At 68.3% G+C, this 17,073-nt stretch carries 13 protein-coding genes, 1 tRNA gene and 1 other RNA gene; 8 read left to right on the top strand and 7 right to left on the bottom strand.

Annotation, left to right across the window (positions count from 1 at the left end; all coding sequences use genetic code 11):
* Nucleotides 1–57: 57 nt before the first annotated feature.
* Nucleotides 58–657 (bottom strand): toll/interleukin-1 receptor domain-containing protein, encoded by a 600-nt coding sequence (locus tag IPJ59_RS06730; protein ID WP_293270286.1) that lies wholly within the window; start codon nucleotides 655–657, stop codon nucleotides 58–60.
* 79 nt (nucleotides 658–736) lie between these two features.
* Between IPJ59_RS06730 and IPJ59_RS06725 the strand changes: the two genes are divergently transcribed.
* Nucleotides 737–1,288: a hypothetical protein gene (locus tag IPJ59_RS06725; protein WP_293248664.1), complete on the top strand. Its 552-nt coding sequence runs from the start codon at nucleotides 737–739 to the stop codon at nucleotides 1,286–1,288.
* 98 nt (nucleotides 1,289–1,386) lie between these two features.
* Here the strand turns inward: IPJ59_RS06725 and IPJ59_RS06720 are convergent, their stop codons facing one another.
* The gene (locus IPJ59_RS06720; protein ID WP_293270284.1) at nucleotides 1,387–2,247 is read right to left on the bottom strand and encodes a YkgJ family cysteine cluster protein; all 861 of its coding nucleotides are present in this window, start codon (nucleotides 2,245–2,247) and stop codon (nucleotides 1,387–1,389) included.
* 190 nt (nucleotides 2,248–2,437) lie between these two features.
* Here IPJ59_RS06720 and IPJ59_RS06715 point away from each other — a divergent pair, with 190 nt between their 5' ends.
* From IPJ59_RS06715 to IPJ59_RS06705, 3 genes are all read left to right on the top strand, one after another.
* Nucleotides 2,438–3,361, top strand: a complete 924-nt coding sequence (locus IPJ59_RS06715; RefSeq protein WP_293270282.1) for a hypothetical protein — start codon at nucleotides 2,438–2,440, stop codon at nucleotides 3,359–3,361.
* Between the two features lie 10 nt (nucleotides 3,362–3,371).
* The gene (gene queC / locus IPJ59_RS06710) at nucleotides 3,372–4,067 is read left to right on the top strand and encodes a 7-cyano-7-deazaguanine synthase QueC (RefSeq protein WP_293248671.1); all 696 of its coding nucleotides are present in this window, start codon (nucleotides 3,372–3,374) and stop codon (nucleotides 4,065–4,067) included.
* Between the two features lie 93 nt (nucleotides 4,068–4,160).
* A complete protein-coding gene (locus IPJ59_RS06705; protein ID WP_293270280.1) occupies nucleotides 4,161–7,604 on the top strand; it encodes a WD40 repeat domain-containing serine/threonine protein kinase in 3,444 nt (1,147 codons plus the stop codon).
* A 100-nt stretch (nucleotides 7,605–7,704) separates the two neighbouring features.
* Here the strand turns inward: IPJ59_RS06705 and IPJ59_RS06700 are convergent, their stop codons facing one another.
* On the bottom strand, nucleotides 7,705–8,892 hold the full coding sequence (locus IPJ59_RS06700; RefSeq protein ID WP_293248676.1) for an NHL repeat-containing protein: 1,188 nt from the start codon (nucleotides 8,890–8,892) through the stop codon (nucleotides 7,705–7,707).
* On the opposite strand from IPJ59_RS06700, the gene IPJ59_RS06695 reads away from it, so the two are divergent.
* From IPJ59_RS06695 to IPJ59_RS06685, 3 genes are all read left to right on the top strand, one after another.
* Nucleotides 8,876–9,298, top strand: coding sequence for a hypothetical protein (locus IPJ59_RS06695; RefSeq protein ID WP_293248679.1), 423 nt, complete (start codon nucleotides 8,876–8,878; stop codon nucleotides 9,296–9,298). The genes IPJ59_RS06700 and IPJ59_RS06695 overlap by 17 nt on opposite strands.
* A 400-nt stretch (nucleotides 9,299–9,698) precedes the next feature.
* A tRNA-Ile gene (locus IPJ59_RS06690) sits at nucleotides 9,699–9,772 on the top strand.
* Between the two features lie 10 nt (nucleotides 9,773–9,782).
* The gene (locus IPJ59_RS06685) at nucleotides 9,783–10,577 is read left to right on the top strand and encodes a zinc ribbon domain-containing protein (protein ID WP_293248681.1); all 795 of its coding nucleotides are present in this window, start codon (nucleotides 9,783–9,785) and stop codon (nucleotides 10,575–10,577) included.
* 154 nt (nucleotides 10,578–10,731) lie between these two features.
* Here the strand turns inward: IPJ59_RS06685 and rnpB are convergent.
* The 4 genes from rnpB to IPJ59_RS06665 all read right to left on the bottom strand — a co-directional run bounded on the left by rnpB (nucleotide 10,732) and on the right by IPJ59_RS06665 (nucleotide 14,845).
* Nucleotides 10,732–11,101, bottom strand: an RNA gene (gene rnpB, locus IPJ59_RS06680) — RNase P RNA component class A.
* Between the two features lie 89 nt (nucleotides 11,102–11,190).
* Nucleotides 11,191–11,964, bottom strand: a complete 774-nt coding sequence (locus tag IPJ59_RS06675; protein ID WP_293270278.1) for a PP2C family protein-serine/threonine phosphatase — start codon at nucleotides 11,962–11,964, stop codon at nucleotides 11,191–11,193.
* A 215-nt stretch (nucleotides 11,965–12,179) separates the two neighbouring features.
* Nucleotides 12,180–13,733, bottom strand: a complete 1,554-nt coding sequence (locus IPJ59_RS06670) for a SpoVR family protein (protein ID WP_293270276.1) — start codon at nucleotides 13,731–13,733, stop codon at nucleotides 12,180–12,182.
* Nucleotides 13,733–14,845 (bottom strand): DUF444 family protein, encoded by a 1,113-nt coding sequence (locus tag IPJ59_RS06665; protein WP_293248688.1) that lies wholly within the window; start codon nucleotides 14,843–14,845, stop codon nucleotides 13,733–13,735. Before IPJ59_RS06665 ends, IPJ59_RS06670 begins: the two co-directional genes overlap by 1 nt.
* A 143-nt stretch (nucleotides 14,846–14,988) precedes the next feature.
* Between IPJ59_RS06665 and IPJ59_RS06660 the strand changes: the two genes are divergently transcribed.
* Entirely contained in the window at nucleotides 14,989–17,040 is a 2,052-nt protein-coding gene (locus tag IPJ59_RS06660) for a PrkA family serine protein kinase (protein ID WP_293270274.1), read from the top strand.
* The last annotated feature ends 33 nt before the right edge of the window (nucleotides 17,041–17,073 follow it).

Raw genomic sequence — 17,073 nt, 5'->3', positions numbered from 1 at the left:
AACGACCCCCAACGACCCCCAACGACCCCCAACGCCCCCAAGAACCGCTGAACGAGCTCACTGCGCCGCGGTCATCACCGTGTTGCGGTGCGCGGCCTTGATGATCTCCTCGGCCGCGAGCTGCAACACCTGATGCCGCGCCGGCCTGTCCAGCACCGCCAGCGGCTGCATCGGGTCGTTGAGCCCGTGAAAATTCGTGAGCCGCACGCTGCGGGGCATCGCCGTCTGCGGGTCGATGAACGGGTAGTCCGCGAACACATCGAGCGCCGGCCGCAGGTACAGGCACATCACCGCGGCGCGCGGGTGCTGCTGCGCGGCCAAAAGCACCGGCAGAGCGCGCTCCGTCTCCGACGTGATGAACTCCGAACCGAGGAAGCTCGGCGACACCAGCAACAACGCCACCCGCGTCGCGGCGATCGCCCGCCGCAGCTCCTCCTCGCCGCGCGGCCCGGCGTCGATCCGCAGGTCGTCCCACAGGTCGAGCATCCACGCCTTCTGCAGCGGCTTGAGGTGCACCTGCAGCTCGCCGAGCAGATCACGATCGCGATGGCTGTACGCGATCAGCACCCCGCTCCGCGTCAGCCCTCGCGCCTCCTCCAGCGGACGCGACGACGCCTTCGGAGTGGGAGTGCTGGGCGTCGTCGAGGTCCCGCGCATGCCGCAACATTGTCGTAACTCCTCCGCGCATACAACCTCGAGCTGCAGCTCGCCTCTGTCTGATAGACTCTCCGCCGCCATGTCTCGCCCCCTCGCGCTCCCCCTGTGCCTCCTCCTCGCGTGCAGCGGCAATGACTACGCCGCGCCGGCCGCCTCGCCGCAATCGGCAGGTACACCGGCAACAGACAAAAGCGTGGTCCAGCCCACAACAAATTCTCCCGCAGAAGCGGCACCCAAACAGCAAACCATCGTGGCCCACGGCGGCACACACACCGGCCCCGTCCCTGGACCGAGCGACCCCTCGTGGTTCCAACAAGACCTCTTCCCCGGCGCCGCCGTCACGAGCTCCGGTCGGACGCAGATCGACGAGCAGGGCCTGTTCTCCACCCAGATGCTGCTCGCCCTCCCCGCCGGCACCACCCGCGAGGCCTGCGTCGATACGCTCCACAAAGCCGTGTCCCCGGCCGTCCCCAACCTCGAGAAAAAAGACAAGGACGGCCGCATCCAGCTCAGCGGCAGCAACGACGATTATCAGGTCACCCTGCTGTGCGGCGAGGGCAAGGGCAGCATGAGCGCCTACCTCAGCTTCCGCTGGCTTCGCGCGCCCCAGGCGCCGCCCGCCACCCCCTGAGCCCCGCGAGCACTACTTCCGCCGCCACGGCCTCGCGGTTCCGGTTCGTGTCGCTACGCGAGCCGTCACCCCGGAGCATCACGAGCACCCCGCGAGCACTACTTCCGCCGCCGCTCCTTCTCCTTGGCGAATTTCTTGGCCCCCGGCCGGTTGCGATTGGCCCTGACCGGCGCCTGACCATCCGGCGAGAACCGCAGCGGCGCCTCGCCCACCTCGGCCAGCTGCTGCCCCTCCGTCAACTGCACCCACTGCAACAGGTTGGCGTTGAGGAACGGCGCCGGCGTCAGCAACATGCGCTTCTCGATCTGCATGAGCGCCACCATCTGCCGCAGCGGCATGCGCACGTTGAACGCCTTGACCTGCTTCGGCCAGCGCGGGTCACGCGGGTCGGCCGCGCTCGCGTCGCCGAGGATGAAGTGCATGCGACACCCGAACGGCCGCTGCTCCCACGCGCGACACCGATGCGTCTCCGGGTCGAGCAACGGACACAGCTCGCCCCGCCGGGCAAACTCGATGCGCCCCTGCTGCACCGCCGCACCCGTCATGCTGATCTTGTCCGGGTCCTTACCGGTGTGCAGCGCCTGAATGTCCTTGAACTGCTGCTCGCCCAGCCGCGCCAGTTCTTGCGCCACCGGGCCGAAGTCCTTCCACGGCCGACTCGCCCGGTAGATCGCCAGCCCCTCCACACCCGTCACCGCCGCCGGCTGCTCGTGACACGCGTGATACCCCTCCGGCGTGCCCGGCCGCGCCGCCCCGGCCAGCCCCGGCACCAGCTTCACCACCGTGGCGACATACGCGTCATACGCGGCCATCAGCGCCTGCACGGCCGCGAAGAAGCCCTTCGGCAGCTTCTTGGTGGTGGCGACGTCAGCCAGACCCGGCAGCGCCGCGATCACGTCGATCGCCGCGGCAATCGCCGCGACCTGCGGCTCGGCTGCCTTGCGCGCCGCGCGTGGCACTCGCGTCACCACGTCTCGCGGCAGACGGATCCGCCGGCCAAAGATCGACTTGAGAACTTCCAACACCATGGTGCGCCCTGTCTAGCAGAGCCCGCCCCCAGTTTCAGCCCCCCGCAGCGGCGATCACGGCGCTTCCACACAACCCCGCCGTTGCACCGCCCCGCCCCCACGGTTTAGCGTTGCCGCCACCATGCTCCGCCACCTCTCGACCGCTCTGGCCCTCGTCGGCGCCCTCGGCTGCCTCTCCATCACCGCGTGCAAGAAGACCGCCGACTCCGCCAACCCCGAGGCCGGCAGCCCCGGCGGCACCGCCCCCAGCGCCGGCGGCATCGTCCTCCGCTACAAACCCGCCGCCACCAAGCTCAAGGAGAACCTCAACGTCTCCTTCAACCTCAGCGGCGGCGGCCAGACCGGCTCGATGAAGGCCGACCTCACCGGCCTCCTCGACATCAGCCCCTCCGGCGCCGAGCGCCTGCGCGTCGGCTTCAGCATGCTCGAGGTCCGCAGCTTCGACCTCAGCGGCAACATGAAGCCCGAGCCCAAGGACGGCAAGCCAGTCCCCGACCTCAAGGCCAAGCTCCTCGAAACCAAGGGCGCCCGCATCGTCAACCTGCTCGGCGACTCCGATAAGGACGCCAGCAAGGCCCTCCCCGAGAACGCCCCGAAGAAGGAGGGCACCCCCGAGGACGAGTTCGACATGAGCTCCTTCGGCAGCTTCCTCGGCCTCCCGCCGGAGCTGCCCAAAGACGGCCTCGCCGAGGGCAAGCCGGTCAAGGTCTCGAAGGAGGAGAAGGAGAACTTCTTCGGCGGCCTCGAGATCGACATGGAGACCGAGACCACCTACACCCTGGTCAAGATCGACAGCAGCAGCGGCAAGCGCATCGCCGACATCAAGATCGAGTCCGAGTCCAGCGGCGCCAAGGAGCTCAGCCAGGGCGGCCAAACCATGATGCTCTCCGTCGACGTCGCCTCCGAGTCCACCATCGTCTTCAACCTCGACGACATGCTCCCGGTCCGCACCCACATCGAGTCGACCACCAACTTCAGCGCCGGCGCCCAGGGCGGCGGCGAGAGCCGCGTCGTCATGGACGCGACCTACGAGCCGGCCACCTGACCCTCCGGACATGTCCTTTACGCCACGTGCGGTCGTCCTCCTCAGCGGCGGCCTCGACTCCACCACCGTCCTCGCCCTCGCCGCCGCCGAGGGCCGCCACACCCACGCCCTCAGCTTCGGCTACGGCCAGCGCCACGCCGTCGAGCTCGAGTGCGCCCGCCGCCAGGCCGCCCGCCTCGGCGCCCGCGCCCACGAGGTCGTCGACCTCGGCCACGTCGGTCGCCTCGTCGCCGCCGCCACCTCGCTGATCAAGGCCAGCCCGCTCGCCGTCCCGAAGGACGCGACCCCCGGCCTCGGCGCCATCCCCAACACCTACGTCCCAGCCCGCAACACCCTGTTTCTCGCCTACGCGCTCGCCTGGGCCGAGGCCCTCGACGCCAGCGAGATCTGGCTCGGCGTCAACGCCCTCGACTACTCCGGCTACCCCGACTGCCGCCCCGAGTTCATCGCCGCCTTCCAGCAGCTCGCCACCCTCGCCACCCGCGCCGGCGTCGAGGGCCGCCCGATCACGCTGCGCACCCCGCTGCTCCACCTGAGCAAGGCGCAGATCGTCCGCGCCGGTCACGAGCTCGCGGTCGACTACGCCGACACGATCTCCTGCTACGACCCGACCGGCAGCCTCGCCTGCGGCCACTGCGACAGCTGCACCCTGCGCCGCCAGGGCTTCCTCCAGGCCGAGCTCCCCGACCCCACCCGCTACGCCTGACCACGCGCGCCCTCGCACCGCCCCCTCGGCTTGTGCGCTCTTCGCCGCTTCCCTAAGCTGGTCCGGTGCTGCGTCCCCCCGCACACACGGCCCATGTCCGCCTCCGCGACACCGCGCGACCCGCTGGCCCACACCCCGCGGCGCCTCGCCATCGCCACCACCCCGCTCGACGGTGACGTCACCCCGCGCGCCGAGGCTGACTCCGAGGACATGTCCTCAGAGCCAGGTGAACAGGCCCAGCTCCCCCGCACCGCCCGCACCGCCTTCCACATCGACGGCCAGTTCGCCCAGGGCGGCATCGGCCGCATCCTGCGTGCGCGCGACCCGGTGCTCGGCCGCACCGTCGCCCTCAAGGAGCTGCTGGTCGCCGGCGACCACGGCGACGAGCAACGCTTCGTCCGCGAGGTCCTCCTCACCGCCCGCCTGCAGCACCCCGGCATCGTGCCGGTCTACAGCGCCGGACGCTGGCCGAGCGGCGAGCCCTTCTACGCGATGAAGCTGGTCTCCGGCCGCTCCTTCGACCTCCTCATCGCCGAGGCCCAGAGCCTCTCCGCCCGCCTCGCCCTCCTGCCCCACGTGCTAGCGATCGCCGAGACCGTCGCCTTCGCCCACGCCCAGTCGATCATCCACCGCGACCTCAAGCCCAACAACGTGCTGGTCGGCGAGTTCGGCGAGACCGTCGTCATCGACTGGGGCCTCGCCAAGCAGCTGGACGAGCCCGACCTCCCCAGCACCTCCGCCCACACCGCCCACCCCGGGCCGCCCGGCCAGGACAGCGTCACCTCCCAGCTGACCCACGTCGGTTCGATCGTCGGCACCCCCGGCTTCATGTCCCCGGAGCAGGCCAACAGCGCCGCCGTCGACGCCCGCACCGACGTCTACGCCCTCGGCGTGATCCTCTACCAGACCCTCAGCGGCCAGCTCCCCCACGACGCCGACAACGCCACCGAGATGATCTTCAAGACCGTCTTCGAGGCGCCCATTCCGCTGCTCCAGCGCGAGCCCCAGGCGCCCGAAGAATTGGCGGCGATCGTCGACAAGGCGATGGCCCGCGACCCCGCCGCCCGCTACCCCACCGCCAAGGCCCTCGCCGACGACCTCCGCCGCTTCCAGACCGGGCAGATCGTCGGCGCCCACCGCTACACCGCGTGGGAGCTGCTGCGCCGGCTCGTCCGTCGCTACCGCGCTGCCCTCCTCGCCGCCGCCATCGCCCTCGCCGTCGTCATCCTCACCGTCGCCGTGTCCTTCACCCGCGTCTCCGCCGAGCGCGACCGGGCCCTGCGCGCCGAGCTGGCCGCCATCACCCGCGCCGACAACCTCGCCCTCGCCCAGGCCCGCATCTTCGCCGACAACGACCCCGTCGCCACCCTCGAGCTCCTCCATGGCCTCTCCCCCGCCGCCGACTGGCGACGCATCCGCCAGCTCGCCGCCACCGCCCAGGACCGCGGCCTCCCCGTCGTCCTCCAGGGCCACCAGGCCGCCCTCAGCCGCGCCGTCTTCTCCGCCGACAGCTCCCGCCTCGCCACCACCAGCGACGACTGCACCCTGCGCGTCTGGAACCTCTCCGACCGGACATCTCGCCCCTACTTCGGCCACACCAACGAGGTCTGGCGCGTCGCCTGGTCGCCCGACCAACAACGCATCGCCACCTCCAGCCGCGACACCACCGTCCGCGTCTGGGACCTCGAACGCGGCGACGCACAGGTGCTCGTCGGACACCAGGCCGGCGTCCGCAACGTCGCCTTCACCCCGGACGGCAACTCGATCTACTCCCACTCCGACGACCACGTCCTCCGCCGCTGGGACCTCCGCTCCGGCCTCGGCCACGACATCGACCGGTGCAGCGGCAACAACTTCCTCTGGGACGAACATCAGGTCAGCTGCGTCACCGACGCCGGCGAGGTCCACGTCCACGACCTCAGCACCGGCCTGCGCACCGACCTCCGCGCCGACCCACCGACCCCCAACCGCTCCGGCGCCGTCTCCCCCGACCAGCGCTGGGTCGCCGTCGGAACCCCCGAACCCGCCGTCTGGCTGTGGAACCGCGACGGCAGCACCCGCCGCCTGCTCCGCTTCGACGCCCCACCACCGCTCCCGAACGGTTCCCGTCGCGACCTCCGCTTCTCACCCGACGGCCGCCACCTCCTCGTCGCCTTCGAGTCGCACGCCCTCGCGACCGTGGAGCTCGCCTCCGGCGCCGTCAGCATGCGACGCCCGCACGCGGGCTACGTCCGCCGCTTCAGCTTCTCGCCCGACGGCGTGCTCTTGGCCTCGGTCGGCGGCGACAACAAGGTGCAGATCTGGGACCACCAGCGCCAGAGCGAGCGCGCCCTCGCCGGCGGCCCCGCCCTGATGATCGACGTCCAGTTCTCCCCTGACGGCTCCCACCTCGCCGCCGTCGGCAACGACCCGCGCGTCTTCCTGTGGTCCACCGCGACGCTGCGCCGCCACGTCTGGTCCTTCGACAGCCCCGCGGTCCCAATCACCGCCGCCGCCGCTCGTCGTGCCGCCTTCATCACGCCCGCACGCCAGGTCATCCTCGATACCGCCACCTTCGAGCCGATCCGCGAGTTCACCCCCACCGTCCCCGTCGCGACCGCCAGCCTCTCCCACGACGGCACCCGCCTGCTCACCCTCGACCAGAGCTCCACCCTCAGCGCCCTCGACACCGACAGCGGCGTGACCCTGTGGCGCACGGCCGTCCCGCCCGCCGCGTTGTGGCATCACACCCTCGCCCTCGACGGACAACACCTGCTGCTCACCAGCGACACCGTGCCGCCACGCTGGGTCGAGCTCGCCACTGGCGCCGCGATCGCCCTGCCACCGACCTCATCCATGCCGGTCGTCGGCCTCATCCCCGACCGCACTGAAATCCTGCTCGGCGAGCGCGACGGCCTCCTGCGCGTGTGGGACCCCGCCCGCAACGAGCTCCGCCCGCTGCGCCGCTACCCCAACGCGTTCAACGCCACCGCGTCGGTCCCCGGACTCCCCCAGCTGGTCCTCGCCAGCGACAGCGTCCTCGACATCTGGGACCTCGACACCGCCACCTCCCGCCGAATCCCCGGTCACAGCCTCCAGATCAACGGCATCCACGTCGCCCGCGATCGCAGCCGCATGGCCACCCTCAGCCGCGACAACCGCCTCCGCGTCTTCGACTTCGCCACCGGCGAGCTGCTGTGGAGCCTGCCCTCCCCCGAGCTGCTCGGCAGCCGACTCGCGCTCTCGGACAATGGCGACACCCTCGTCGCCAGCGAGAACTCCGGCGCCATCCTCATGTGGGATCTGAGCGGCCCGCCCGGCCCCGCCACGGAGCTCGAGCTGCGCACCCTGCACGGCCACAGCGAGAACGTCGACCACCTCGCCTACGAGACCGACGGGCTGGTCTCACTCGGTCGCGACGGTCGCGCGATCCGCTGGGTCGACGACCTCCCGCGCGACCCCGCGGCCCTGCGCGCCTGGGTCGACGAGCACCACGAACCCGGCGCCGCCGCCCCCATCAGCCGCAGCGGCTGCCTCGAGCCGCCCGCCGCCCAGTGACCTCTCCAGGCGCCGCAGCGGCGACCCCGAGCCGCCGGCCGCCCCGTGATCTCCAGGCGCCGCAGCGGCTGCCTCGAGCCGCCTTCCGCCCCGTTCCAGGCTACTGCGGCAGCACCAGCTGCAGCCCCTGCCCGGTCATGTCCGAGTAGGTGTACGGGTCGACCAGACCCATCACGATCAGCTTGATCTCATAGGTGTCGGGGTCGACCTTGTACGCCTTGTTGGCCTTGTCGACGACCCACACGTAGCCCTCGTTGTCGATGCTCACGCCCCACGGCGAGCTGCAACCCGGCAGCGCGATGTCCGTCTTGATGAACTTGCGCGTCGCCACGTCCGCCTCGATCAGACGGCACGGCCCGTTGGCCGCGCCCCACACCCGACCCTCCTGATCGATCTGCACCCCGAGCGACCCGCCGCCCGGGTTCCCGCCGTTGCCGATGCCCTCCCACTTGTTCATCTGCGCGTCGTAGAAGTACATGTGGTGCGGCCCCGCGAAGCTGCCGACCCACATGTTGCCGTTCGAATCGACGCCCATCCCGTACTTGTACTGCCCCGGCGAGTTGCCGATCTCGGTGATCTTCAGCGTCGTCGCGTCGATCCGGATCCCGACCTCGTTGTCGTAGCCGACCGCGTACAGGTCGCCCGCGCTGTTCACCGCGCCGCCGTAGGGACCGAAGCCGTTGGCTGACCAGCCGGGACGCAACACCTCGTCGAGCACCGCCCCCGTATCGCCGTGCAAGCGCACGAAGTGGGCCGTGTTCTGCGCGTCCTTGTAGCCGATCCACAGCCGCGGCACCGGCGTCTCGCAGGTCACCTGGTCCTGCGCCACGCCCTCCCACGCCGTCGGCCGCACCCCACCGGAGTAGCCGTTGGCCTGCGGGAACGCCGTGTACCACAGCACGCACTCGTCCTGGCCCCACGGCTTGATGTCGTTCGGGCCGGTCGAGGTCTCGATCATCCCGTTGTTGTTCTTGTCGATGCACTTCGACTTCAGCGCGGCCACCTTCGCCGTGCTCCCGATCGTCCGGTTCGACACGGCCACGTCGCCGTACTGATTGACCGAGGTGCGCGACGGCTGGGCCGAGCCGCCGTTCGGACCGGTGTAGTAGCGGCCCTCCTCCACGCCCGTCATCGTGTTGATCTTCGACACCGTCCCCTGCGAGGTGTTGGCGATCCAGATGTAGTCGAAGGTCGAAGGCTGATCGTCCGGCGGACACACCGGCACGCCGATGTCCAGCTTCGGCTCCACGCCGGTCGTCCCCTCGTCGCCCGTGCTCGACACGCTCACGCCCCCGGTCGACCCCGTCGCCGCCGTGTCGGTCTGCGCGCCCGTCTCCGTGGCCGAGGCCGTCCCCGTCGCGCTCGTCGTCACCTCCCCGCTGCTCTGCGTCTGCCCCTGCGAGGCCGTCCCCGTCGTCGGTGGGTCGCCCGTCGTCGTCGGCGCCGTCGCGCTCGCGCCGGTGCTCGCCGTCGCGTCCGTCGCGCTCGCCGGACCTACCCCCGTCCCCGTGTCCCCCGTCGACCCGCCAGTGTCATCACCACACCCGGACATCCACCCGATCAACGCGATGTTGAAGACCCCTGACACCAGCCCGAACCGAGACGAAGTACGCATCCCAGGAGCAGACCACGCGCCCTCGCCGCTGACAAGCCCGCGCGAAGCCGCCCGGTCCGTGCGCCCCAATTCGTCATGATAGCCTGTCCCTTGGGCCATGTTCCTTGAAGGCTGACCCAAGGGACAGGTCGAGCAGATCACCGGGTGACCCAAGCCGGCCCCAGCTCGGGCCACCTGGCCGGCGTCGCCTGGGATGATCTCCCGCGCGAGGTCACGGCGAACAAGGCGCCGATGGTCCAGATCCCCGGTGAAGCTCCGTCTCTCGGAGACGGCACACGGCAGCCCGCGACGATTGCAGCAAATCACCGCCACAGGCCCACGTAGATGCCCTCCGGCGCCCCGATTCGCTTGCACATGCCACGATCCCCGACCGCTTGCCGTGCCACCTCGAAGCCTTGCGCGCCTGGCGCACTTCGCACGCAGTTTGACGCGCTGAGCAAGGCTACCTATCGTGAAGCCCGCATCGACCCACGTCGACGGGGCCCATAGCTCAGTCGGTCAGAGCGGCCGGCTCATAACCGGTTGGTCCCTGGTTCAAGCCCAGGTGGGCCCACCTCACCCCCATGACAGATATCCACCCCCAGATCCCCGCCCTTCGCACGCTTCAGCGCCAGGACCGCCGCCTCACAAGCCTCGAGAAGAAGCTCGGCGGCATACCGGCCCGTATCAGCGGCCTCGACAGCGACCTGCACAAGCTCGAGCAGCTGCTCGTGGCCGAGCGCGGCAAACTCGAGGAGACCCGCAGCTTCCAGTCCCGGCAGGAGAACCAGCTGCACGACGAGGAAGACCAGATCCGCAACAGCAAGGCCAAGCTGGGGCAGATCAAGACGGCACGCGAGCTCAACGCCCAACAGCGAGAGCTCGAGACGACCCGGCGCATGGTGCAGACCCGCACCGGCGAGATCTCGAAGCTGCAAGACGCGGTCAGCAAGACAGAACAACAGATCGCCAAGATGGAGGCCCAGCTCAGCGCCCTGCGCAGCGCTGCCGAGGCCGAGAAGCTGCGCCTGGCCGCGGAGCGCACCTACCTCGAGGAGAACATCGACAAGGCCCGCAAGCTGCGCGCCAAGTCGGTGCAGGGCATCGAGCGGGAGATCCTCGCCAACTACGAGCGCATCCGCAAGCGCCTCGGCGGCCTCGCCTTCGTCGCCGCCCACCGCGAACGCTGCACCGCCTGCAAGATGATGATCCCCCACATCCTCTACATGCGCCTGCTCAAGGGCCGCGAGATCCTCCCCTGCGAGTCCTGTGGCCGCCTCCTCTACTGGTCCGGCCACTTCCCCGAAGACCACGAGAAGCACGAGACCCTCAAGCCCAAGCCCGCCGAAGACGTCGTGCCCGGCGTGCCCGAGTTCTAGAAACCCGCCGAAGGTTCGAACACAGACTCGACCCCGCGTCGCCCGCGAGGTCGAGTTTTTCGCGTCCGGTCCACGCGGGCCCGGGGGGTCGTGGGGACGCCTGCGGGCGCCTGCCCGCGACAGGAAACCATGCCGCGTCAGGTGGGAAGAGAGACGGTCGAGCGAGGTCGTAAGCCGGGTTCTGTCCCCGGCGTCGTTGCCTCCGCCGGGTGGCGATCATTCATCTAAGCGGCGCTACCCGAGGCGGGGCGGGCCACCCCTGAGACCTGGCCTTTCGACCAGATCTCTGCCCCTGCTTGGCCTTGCTCCGGGTGGGGTTTACCCTGCGGTCCCTGTCGCCAGGTCCCCGGTGCGCTCTTACCGCACCTTTTCACCCTGACCCACGCGAACGTGGGCGGTCTGTTTTCTGTGGCACTTTCCTTCGGGTCACCCCGACTGGCCTGCGCCAGCACCCTGCCCTGCGGAGCCCGGACTTTCCTCGATGGGCCACCGGGGCACCCACCGCGATCGTCTTGTCCCCCTCGGCCGCCTCTCTTCCCGCGACTTGTCTACCACACTCGCGGGCACACTCGTGGGCACACTCGTGGGCACACTCGCGGGCTCAGTCGCGGCCTCAAGTGAGCGAGGGCAAGGTGTCTGCGGCCGTCTTGCTCAGCTGACGCACGGCCTGGCGCTCGTCGTGGTCGTTGCAGGCGAGGATCACCACCACCGTGATATTGTCGTCACCGCCGCGGTCGAGCGCCAACTCGGTGCAGATCTGCGGCAGCTCCGAGTAGAGGTGGTCGCGCGCGAGCGAGGCCAGCTCATCGACCGAGACATAGTTGGCGAAGCCGTCGGAGCACAGCAGGTACACGTCCCCCATGCTGATGCTGACCGGCACGATGTCGGCCTCGACCACCCGCTCGAAGCCGACGCTGCGGGTGATGATGTGCTTGAGGTCGCTGTCCTGCGCCTCCTCCTCGGTGAGCAGCCCGGCCTGGATCTGCTCGTTGAGCCACGAGTGGTCGGAGGTCAGCTGCCGCGCCATACCACCGCGCATCAGGTACGCCCGCGAGTCGCCGACGTGCACGATGTAGCCGCGGTCACCATGAAACAGGACACCCGTCAGCGTCGTGCCCATGCCATGCAGCGAGCGGTCCATCTGCGCCTGGTCGTAGATACGGGCGCTGGCTTCACTCGCGCTGGCCTGCAGGATCTCCGCGATCGCGTCGTTCCACGTCTGCTGCGGCATGCCGACCAGCCGCGCCATCCCGCGGCGCACGACCTTGTTGACAACGTCGGCACACATCGCGCTCGCATGAGCGCCGCCAGCATGGCCACCCATGCCGTCGGCGACCAAATAGAGGCCGAGTGACGCATCCACGAGGAAGCTGTCCTCGTTCGCCATGCGCACACGGCCTACGTCGGTGGATGCCCACGCGATCAAACGCACGACCACACGGTACCACGGCCGAGGCCTACTCCGGCCCAAGCAAACAGTGATTTCACGGGCTCATCGTAACTCGTTCACAGCTCGTCCTAGCGCCGCCCGCGCAAACTGCGTTGAGCGTGCCCCAGAGGCTCGCCACGCGAGGCCGTGAGCTAGCCAACGCATCGCCCCGGTCACACCCGAAACGCCTGCGGCTCATCCGACATGGAGATCTCCGAGCCGTCGAAACGGATGCGCTTGGCCTTGTCGTCGAGGATCGTCAGCAGCGACACCGGTCGTCGCCACACCCGCTCGAGGCTGCGAAGCGTGTCGCGAGCGTAGTCCGCCTTGAGGTCGACACCCTCGTGCCGGTGCCCGAGCAGCAGCTCACCGCGGTTGAGGTAGTTGGCGTCCACCACGTAGATGAAGGGCTGCCCGAAGTTCGACAGCTGCTGCAGCATCTGCGCCTTGATCTTGGCGAAGCTGCGGCCCTCGATCTCGAGCCGCCCGGTGCGCCGGTTCTCCTTGAAGGTGAAGAACTTCTGGTCGCGGCAAAAGTCCTCGGTGAAGAACTCGTCGAGGAAGGTGACGTCGTTGTACAGGCGCCGCACCTCGAAGATCTTCTGCTTGCCGAGGCCGAGCCGCTTGTCCCAACTCGCGCGCTCCTGCAGTGAGCTGCACGAGTCGTAGTCCGTGCCGAACTGCCCGCGGTTCCAGCGCTCCTCGATGTAGCGGTACAGCTCGACGCCGATCTTGTACGGGTTCAGCTGGCCCGGGCCCATCGCCGTCACCCCGCTCGCCGCGTCGGCGTAGTCGATGATCTCGTCGTCGCGCAGCGCCTTGGTCGTCATGATCTTCGAGTGCCAGTAGGTCGCCCAGCCCTCGTTCATGATCTTGGTCTGGCGCTGCGGCAGGAAGTAGTAGGACTCCTCGCGCAGGATGCCGACGATGTCGGCCTCCCACGCGTCGAGCGGCGCGTGCTGCATGAGGAAGCCGAGCACGTCGCGGTCCGGCGCTGGCGGCAGCTTGCGCCGGGCGATCTCGTCCTGCTGCTTCTTCTTGGCCCGCTGCGCCGCGATGAACTCCGGCGGGTTGATGTAGCCCTCGAGGTAGCCGCGCACGTTGTGCAAGCGCCCCGACTCGTCCTCGGCCTCGACCTCCGGCCCGGCCATCCCCGACTGCCCCGCCGGGGCCCGCCGCCCCTTCTTGTCGCGAAACGGCAGCCACGGGTCGATGAGGTTGTCGAGGGAGAGGCACACGTCGATGAAGGACTCGACCGTCGACACCCCATGGCGGTCCATGTAGCGGCGGACCCGCGAGGCGTTGTTGGCCATCACGTCGATCATCCGCCGGTCAGTGTGCGAGAAGAAGTTGTTGTTCTTGAAGAAGTCGCAGTGCCCGTAGACGTGCGACATCACCAGCTTCTGGTCGACCAGCGAGTTGCCCTCGAGCAGGTACGCGTAGCAGGGGTTGGTGTTGATGACGAGCTCGTAGATCTTCGACAACCCGTAGGTGTGGCTCTTGAGCATGTGGTCGTACTCCATGCCGAAGCGCCAGTGCGGGTAGCGGGTGGGGAAGCCGTCGTACGCCGCGATCTCGCACATGTGGCGATAGTCGACCGGCTCGAACACCACCGGGAAGGTGTCGAGGCCGAAGCCGTCCGCGTAGCCCTTGATCTCGCTCTGGAGCTCGCGCAGCACGCCAGGCAGCCCGCCCGACGCGGCCAGTACGTCCGACATGCTCGTCATCACCGACCTCCCTTCAGGAACTCGCGGATCGAGTCCATGATGTCGTCCTTCGTCTTGATCTCCGACGTGATCAGCAGCGGGTGCTTGTTGAACGCCGCCCGCAGGTCCTTGATGAACTGCCCCGAACCGTACGGCGACTCGACCTGCCCGTAGCCGAACTGATTGAGCCGCGGCAACAGCTGATTCTTGAGCAGCCCGATGCAGGTGGCCGTGTCATCCACCGACCAGTTGTCGCCGTCCGAGAAGTGGAACGCGTAGATGTTCCACTGCTCCGGGTTAAACTCGGCCTCGATGAGCTCGCTGCAGACCTTGTACGCCGACGAGATCATCGTGCCGCCCGACTCACGGGTACGAAAGAAGACCTCGCGCTCGACGACCCGCGCAGTCGCGTCGTGAATGATGAAGCGCGACTCGAGCCCCTTGTACTGGCTGCGCAACCAGGTGTCGATCCAGAACGACTCGATGCGCACCATCTCCTTCTGCTCGTCACCCATCGAGCCCGAGACATCCATCATGTAGATGATCACCGCGTTGCTCTGCGGGCGCGGGTCCGTGCGCCACGAGCGGTAGCGGCGATCCTCGCGGATCGGCACGATCACCGGCCGACGCGGGTCGTAGGTGCCCATCGCCACCTGCCGGCGCAGCGCCCGCTTGAACGTGGCCTTGAAGCTGCGCAGGCTCTCCGGTCCGGAGCTGCGCAGGCCGACATAGCGGTCCTTCTTCGTCTCGAGCGACTGCGTGCCGCGGCGCTGGATGTTCGGCAGGCCGAGCTCCTCGCCCATGATCTCCGCCAGCTCCTCGAGCGAGACCTCGACCTCGAGCGCCTTGTGGCCCTCACCCTCCCCGGCCTTCCCGCTGCCGCTCTGACCGTCCTTCGGACTGCCACCGACCGGGTCTCCGGCGTCGCCCTCGCCCTGCCCCACACCCTGCCCGCTGTTGTCGCCGAACACGAAGCGAGGGATGTTGATCTGCGGCATCGGGATCGTCACCGAGCCCTGTCCCTTCGGCGCAATGAGGTCGCCGCGCGAGATATATTTGCGCAAGTTCTGGCGAATTTTCCCGCGAATGATCTCTCGGAAGCGACTGTGATCTTGTTCGATGCGCGAAATCATGTGCGTCCGATTCAAGAGGATGACGATGACGACGACGAGGCCGGCGCCGACTTCACGACACGCGCGGGCCCGCGTGTGGCCGGTGCAAGGTGCCTAGTGTAACATCGCGTCCCGCTGTCACGCACCCTCGGCAGGAAGTCATGATGTCCAGTACACGCCTCATCGACCGCATCGCTGCCCTCCAGGATCAAAAACGCTACGAGGACCTGCACTGGTCGGGCAGCTTCGAGGACTACCTCGAGATCGCCCGGCGCAACCCGAGAGTCGCTCGCACCGCGTACGAACGTCTCTACGACATGGTCCTGTCGCACGGCACCGAAGAGTACGTCGACCACAAGAAGAAGATCACCCGCTACCGCTTCTTCCAAGACGAGGCTCACCAGGGCCGTGACGCGATCTTCGGCCTCGACATCCCGCTGATGCGCCTCGTCAACGTGCTCAAGGCCGCGGCCCTCCGCTACGGCACCGAGCGCCGCATCATCCTCCTCCACGGCCCCGTCGGTTCATCCAAGAGCACCATCGCCCGCCTGCTCAAGAAGGGCCTCGAGGAGTACAGCCGCACCCCCGAGGGCGCCCTCTACACCTACGAATGGGTGCTCCCCGAACACCTCCGCCACCTCACCGCCGGCCAGGAGGTCTTCGTCTCGCCGATGAACGAGGAGCCGCTCAAGCTCATCCCGCCCGAGGTCCGCGACGAGGCGATCACGTCGCTGAGCCTCGAGCGCGACGGCTTTGTCCCCTTCGTCCGCGGCCAGCTCAACCCCGCCTGCCGCTTCATCTTCCGCGAACTCATGCTCCACCACAAGGGCGACTGGTCGCGCGTCGTCCAGCACGTCCGCGTGCGCCGCCTGCTGCTCAGCGAGGAGGACCGCGTCGGCATCGGCACCTTCCAGCCGAAGGACGAGAAGAACCAGGACAGCACCGAGCTCACCGGCGACATCAACTACCGCCGGATCGCCGAGTACGGCTCCGACACTGACCCCCGCGCATTCAACTTCGATGGCGAGTTCAACGTCGCCAACCGCGGCCTCATCGAGTTCGTCGAGATCCTCAAGCTCGACGTCGCCTTCCTCTACGACCTCCTCGGCGCCACTCAGGAGCAGAAGGTCAAGCCCAAGAAGTTCGCCCAGACCGACATCGACGAGGTGATCATCGGCCACACCAACGAGGCCGAGTACAACCGCCTGCTCGAGAACAAGTTCATGGAGGCGCTGCGCGACCGCACCGTCAAGATCGACATCCCCTACATCTCCAAGCTCAGCGAAGAGATCAAGATCTACACCAAGGACTACAACCCCGCGAAGGTCCGCGGCAGGTTCATCGCCCCGCATACCCTCGAGATGGCCTCGATGTGGGCCATCCTCACCCGCCTGGAGGATCCCAAGAAGCACCAGCTCACCCTCCTGCAGAAGCTCAAGCTCTACGACGGCAAGACCATGCCCGGCTTCACCCAGGACTCCGTCAAGGAGCTGCGCAAGGAGGCCAACCGCGAGGGCATGGAGGGCATCTCGCCGCGATACATCCAGGACAAGATCGCCAACTGCCTCGTCAGCGACCGCGGGCAGATGAGCATCAACCCCTTCATGGTCCTCAACGAGCTCGAGTCGGGCCTGCGCAGCCACTCGCTGCTCACCTCCGAGGAGCACCGCAAGCGCTACACGGAGCTGCTCGCCGTGGTCAAACAGGAGTACGAGGACATCGTCAAGAACGAGGTCCAGCGGGCCATCAGCGCCGACGCCGACGCCATCGCGCGCCTGTGCGGCAACTACATCGACAACGTCAAGGCCTACACCCAGCGCGAGAAGGTCAAGAACCCGTACACCGGCCAGGACGAGGAGCCCGACGAGCGCCTGATGCGATCGATCGAGACCAAGATCGACATCCCCGAGTCGCGCAAGGAGGATTTCCGCCGCGAGATCATGAACTACATCGGCGCCCTGGCGATCGAGGGCAAGCAGTTCGACTACCGCACCAACGAGCGCCTCTACAAGGCCCTCGAGCTCAAGCTCTTCGAGGACCAGAAGGACAGCATCAAGCTGACCAGCCTGGTCTCCCAGGTGGTCGACCGTGAGGCCCAGGAGAAGATCGACGTCGTCAAGCAGCGCCTCATCCGCAACTACGGCTACGACGAGATCTCCGCCACCGACGTGCTCACCTACGTCGCCTCGATCTTCGCCCGCGGCGAGATGAAGTGAGCCCGCTGAGGCGAGAGGCGCCGTACCAGGCGC

The organism is Nannocystis sp. (assembly GCF_016714285.1).
GTDB lineage: Bacteria > Myxococcota_A > Polyangia > Nannocystales > Nannocystaceae > Nannocystis.
This window is presented reverse-complemented; position numbering and strand designations above follow the sequence as displayed.

Coding starts and splice junctions, on each gene's coding strand:
- IPJ59_RS06730 (WP_293270286.1), bottom strand. CDS start 657: ATGCGCGGGACCTCGACGACGCCCAGCACTCCCACTCCGAAGGCGTCG.
- IPJ59_RS06725 (WP_293248664.1), top strand. CDS start 737: ATGTCTCGCCCCCTCGCGCTCCCCCTGTGCCTCCTCCTCGCGTGCAGC.
- IPJ59_RS06715 (WP_293270282.1), top strand. CDS start 2,438: ATGCTCCGCCACCTCTCGACCGCTCTGGCCCTCGTCGGCGCCCTCGGC.
- queC (WP_293248671.1), top strand. CDS start 3,372: ATGTCCTTTACGCCACGTGCGGTCGTCCTCCTCAGCGGCGGCCTCGAC.
- IPJ59_RS06705 (WP_293270280.1), top strand. CDS start 4,161: ATGTCCGCCTCCGCGACACCGCGCGACCCGCTGGCCCACACCCCGCGG.
- IPJ59_RS06685 (WP_293248681.1), top strand. CDS start 9,783: ATGACAGATATCCACCCCCAGATCCCCGCCCTTCGCACGCTTCAGCGC.
- IPJ59_RS06675 (WP_293270278.1), bottom strand. CDS start 11,964: ATGGCGAACGAGGACAGCTTCCTCGTGGATGCGTCACTCGGCCTCTAT.
- IPJ59_RS06670 (WP_293270276.1), bottom strand. CDS start 13,733: ATGACGAGCATGTCGGACGTACTGGCCGCGTCGGGCGGGCTGCCTGGC.
- IPJ59_RS06665 (WP_293248688.1), bottom strand. CDS start 14,845: ATGATTTCGCGCATCGAACAAGATCACAGTCGCTTCCGAGAGATCATT.
- IPJ59_RS06660 (WP_293270274.1), top strand. CDS start 14,989: ATGTCCAGTACACGCCTCATCGACCGCATCGCTGCCCTCCAGGATCAA.